This window comes from Gilvimarinus sp. 1_MG-2023 (genome assembly GCF_030548285.1).
Genome location: NZ_JAUOSC010000159.1, coordinates 1 through 445 on the forward strand (window position 1 = coordinate 1; position 445 = coordinate 445).

Below are 445 nucleotides of genomic sequence, written 5' to 3' on the forward strand. Positions count from 1 at the left end.
GGCTGGAGTTACTCGGGCTGTTTGTACATGGCCCGGCCCAGATCCATACTCGTGAACCTTTCAGCAGCTTGCAACAACTCAAAAACCAGAAGATCCGGATAGGTGGCGGCTTGCAGATGCTGGTCGCCGAGCGACTCGATGTCAGCCCGGTACAGGCACCCGCCCCGAAAGTGTATGAAATGATGCAGCAAGGGGTGGTCGATGGAGTGTTCCTGCCAGTGCTGGATCAGAAATACCTGCGCCTCAGTGAAGTGACGAGTCAGATCACCGTGATCCCCAGAGGCCTGTACGCCAGTTCATTTGCCATATTCGCCAGCCCGGACACCCTCGACAGCCTCTCTGCCGCCGATCGCCAGGCCATTTTGTCAGTCTCCGGGGAGCGCCTGTCGGCCCTCGCTGGGAGAGCCTGGGAGCAAGCCGACCGCAACGGTTACGAGGCCGCACG

General features: G+C 60.0%; 1 protein-coding gene. It reads left to right on the top strand.

Going from position 1 to position 445, the window contains the following annotated elements:
- The coding region (locus Q4563_RS16210; RefSeq protein ID WP_303605210.1) for a hypothetical protein at window positions 1-445 on the top strand (445 nt) is incomplete at both ends.